This is a genomic window from Mesorhizobium sp. M7A.F.Ca.AU.002.02.1.1, assembly GCF_003998535.1.
In the GTDB taxonomy this organism is placed as follows: Bacteria; Pseudomonadota; Alphaproteobacteria; order Rhizobiales; family Rhizobiaceae; genus Mesorhizobium; species Mesorhizobium ciceri.
On the sequence record NZ_RZPB01000643.1, the window covers coordinates 1 to 3,479 of the forward strand.

Here is a 3,479-nt window from a genome sequence, read left to right on the forward strand (position 1 = left end):
CGGTCGCCAATCTGGTCGGCGGCGCGACGGCCGCACCTGCAGCAACAGCGGCGGCCCCCGTGCTTCCGGACACGCCCTTCCTCGAGCATGTCAAGCAGGCCGGTGTGCAGGCCTGCTCGACCGTCTATCCAGTGCTCGGACAGATCCTGACGACCGGCACGAAATACAGCGTCAAATCCCTGTGGAACGACCAGGCCGCCGACAAGCACGCCATCCAGGCCTTTGTCGGCATGGACTATGCGTCGGAACGCTATAGCGGACCGGCCGCCGGCATCGTCTTCGCATCGCCCACCGCCACGGGTTGCGAAGGGGCGATGGTGCGGGTGGCGCCATTCGCCAGCCCGTGCGCCGACATCCCATCCATCCTGCCGCAGGGCAGCAAGATCACCGACCATCTCGGGCAGGTCGAGGTCTACGAGCTCGGCGGCAATGCCGGTGAAGCGCTTCTCCTGCCGACGGGCAAAAGCTGTGTGGTGATCTCCCTTGCTTCGGCGGCGAAGTAGGACGCGAAGCGAGTGAGGTCAAGGAAAGGATGCCGACCATGAGATTGCAGGCTTTGGCAGTTTTGGGCTTGACCTTGTTGTGGAGCGGACAAGTCGTCTCAGCCGACCTTGTGGCCCCATCGGAACCGCAACAGGAGGAAAAGGGCATATGGGCGGCCATTGCCTATTCGCAGGCCGATAGCAAATACGGCTTCTTCTGGGGCGCCGACAAGCGGCAGGAAGCGAAGGACATCGCACAGAAATATTGCGAGAACGCAGGCGGAAAGGCCTGCAACGTCGTCACCGTCTTCCGCAACCATCGCCATTGGAATGATGACGACGAGACCGGCTTTCCCTACAAGCACTGCGGTGCGCTTGCCGTGGCAGACAAAGTGGAGAACCGTTTCACGCCCTGGGGCGTGAACTCGGCCGAGACCCGTCGGGAAGCGGAGGATCTCGCTTTGCAGGCCTGCGAGGCGACGGGAGAGAAATGCAAGATCCGCGAATGGGTCTGCACATGAAGCTTGGCCCGAAGGCCGTCTCCGCATGTGGAGCAATTCTATTCTCATTGATGTCGCCGGCGTCTGCCCAGCAACAGGTGGCGGCTGTCCCGGATGGACCCTCATCGCTGCGTGAGGTCTATCAGGACTGGAGCGTGACCTGTTCGGTACGGGAAAAGGCGAGAGTGTGCTCGCTTGCGCAAGACCAGGTCCAGCAGAACGGGCAGAGGCTTCTTGCCATGGAGATCGCGGCACGCCCGGACGGTTCGACGACGGCTACCCTGCTTCTGCCCTTCGGCATCCTCCTTGATCCGGGCGTGACGCTGCAGATCGACGATCAACCGCCGTCCCCGCAGCGCTTCAGGACCTGCCTGCCGACGGGTTGCGTCTCCGTCTTTACGGTTGATCGGCCGACGCTTGGAAAGCTGAGGGGAGGCTCGGTGCTGAAGCTCAATGTCACGACGGACGCCGAGACCCCGCTGAGCTTCCCTGTGTCGCTTCGCGGCCTGACCGCGGCGCTCGACCGCATGGTGGCGTTGAGCGCAAATTAGGGTGCGCGCTGACCAGCTTTTGGCCGCAGTGAGCCACATGAAGCGTACGCCGGCCGCCGCGATGGAGTATTTTTGGACGCGGCATCCAAAGGGGCGTGCCTGAAAAAGGGCTCAACTTCAGGTTGGATCATCGACAGCCGCTATCCGAACCGGCCATGATTCTGGCCATACCGGCCCACTGGCCTGCCGTTTTTTGTGCTTTCCCACTGAATGCGGCGTCTGGATACAACCGCAGCGAGCCGACGTTATGTGCTATTTTTGCTACATCTCGCAGCCTTGTTGCCCAAAAAGGCTATTTAGCGATCTCTAAATCAATAATCGCTCACATATTTCGTGAATCTGTGAATAATCCACCGACGGGCAGGCCTTGGCTTGGTTAGCGCTCTGAAAAGGACGCTGGGGAAACGTTAGGGTGGGATTAATGAATACGACAAACATGTCGACCATAGGCAGGCGCCTTGGTCTTTTGATGGCGGCCACCATGCTGACCTGCGGCAGCGCTCACGCGCTCACGCTCAAGGAGGCGATGGCTGTCGCGGTGGAGTCCAATCCCGAGATTGGACAGGCGATCGAAAATCGCGAAGCCATCGAGTTCGAGTTGCGGCAGGCCAAGGGCCTTTATCTTCCCAGTGTCGATGTCGAGGCATCGGCTGGCGTTCGCCGGCTCGACAATCCGTCCCGGCGCTCTCTTTCCATCGAAGGCGATGCGCTCTATCCGGCTGAAACGGATCTTACCGTTTCGCAGACGCTTTATGACAGCGGCGGAAGGCGGGCCGAATTGAACCGTCAGGCATCGCGCGTCGACGGCGCTTCGTTCCGCGTTCTGGAACGGTCCGAATTCATCGGGTTGTCCGTTGTCCAGGACTATCTGGAATACATGCTGCAGGCCTCGATCGTTGCCGAAGCGAAGAAGAATCTCGGCTTCCACCAGGCAATTCTCGGCGACATCCGGCAAGGCATCTCGGGCGGCGCGCTGAACGAGGCCGACCGTCAACAGGCCGAGGAACGGCTGTTCGCCGCCAAGGCGCGCATGCAGGAGGCGACCGAGGAACTGGAAGCGGCCAAGATCCGCTTCTTCAAAACCGTCGGAAAGCCACTGACCAGCCCTTCGAGGCCTGGCGATGTTTCGGCCGCACTCCCGCGCTCGCTCGACGACGCGATAGGGTTGGCGCGGGAAAGCAATCCGCGCGTACACATGGCCAACAGCGACATCGACGCGGCGGCCTCCCTCGTGGACGCTGCGCGGGCAAAATTTGGCCCCTCCATCATCGCTGAAGGTCGGGCCCGGGCAGGAACCGACATTGACGGCGACGATGGCGACACCACCGACCTGCAGGCGCGCGTGGTCCTGCGCTGGAACCTCTACCGCGGTGGCATCGACAAGGCCAACGAGCAGGAACAGATCCGCCGCACCAGTGAACAGCGTCTCGCGCTGCATCAGGTCCAGCGCGAAATCGAGGAAGCCGTTCGCACCTCATGGGATCGCCGTTTCCGGCAAGCCGATCTGGCAAAGACCCTGAGGCAACAAGCCGCTGCCAATGAGAAGCTGGTTGCTTCCTATCGCGAGCAGTTCAAGGTCGGACAGCGCTCGCTGCTCGACGTGCTCGATGCGCAGAATACACGGTTCAACACGGCAACGCTGGCGGATACCGCTTCCTACGCATCGCTGTTTGCCCAGTACCGGCTCCTGGCCGCGACCGGACAGTTGCTGAAAACGATGAATCTCGAGCCGGCAAAGCAAGCGACGGCCTATGCACGCACCGAGTTCGCAGCACCGGAAACCGCGGACACAGAAACCTATGCGCGGACGCCATCGGAGCAGAAGAACGACCTGCCATTCGATATTCTCGCTCCGGTGAGGAAGAAATAGGACAGCACAAGGTCCAGCGAGCGTCCTGACGGGCAGATCGTGAACCAGCAACCCAACATCCTCTCCCCGAAGGAGG

The 3,479-nt window shown here is 61.3% G+C and carries 4 protein-coding genes; all 4 read left to right on the top strand.

Features of this window, described 5'->3' with window-relative positions; genetic code table 11:
• On the top strand, positions 1-503 hold a 503-nt coding region (locus EN879_RS28505; protein WP_127274401.1), incomplete at its 5' end, for a hypothetical protein.
• Positions 504-541: 38 nt separating this feature from the next.
• Entirely contained in the window at positions 542-1,003 is a 462-nt protein-coding gene (locus EN879_RS28510; protein WP_013529842.1) for a DUF4189 domain-containing protein, read from the top strand.
• Positions 988-1,533: an invasion associated locus B family protein gene (locus tag EN879_RS28515; RefSeq protein ID WP_063168902.1), complete on the top strand. Its 546-nt coding sequence runs from the start codon at positions 988-990 to the stop codon at positions 1,531-1,533. Before EN879_RS28510 ends, EN879_RS28515 begins: the two co-directional genes overlap by 16 nt.
• A gap of 421 nt (positions 1,534-1,954) precedes the next feature.
• Positions 1,955-3,403, top strand: a complete 1,449-nt coding sequence (locus EN879_RS28520; protein ID WP_013529844.1) for a TolC family protein — start codon at positions 1,955-1,957, stop codon at positions 3,401-3,403.
• The last annotated feature ends 76 nt before the right edge of the window (positions 3,404-3,479 follow it).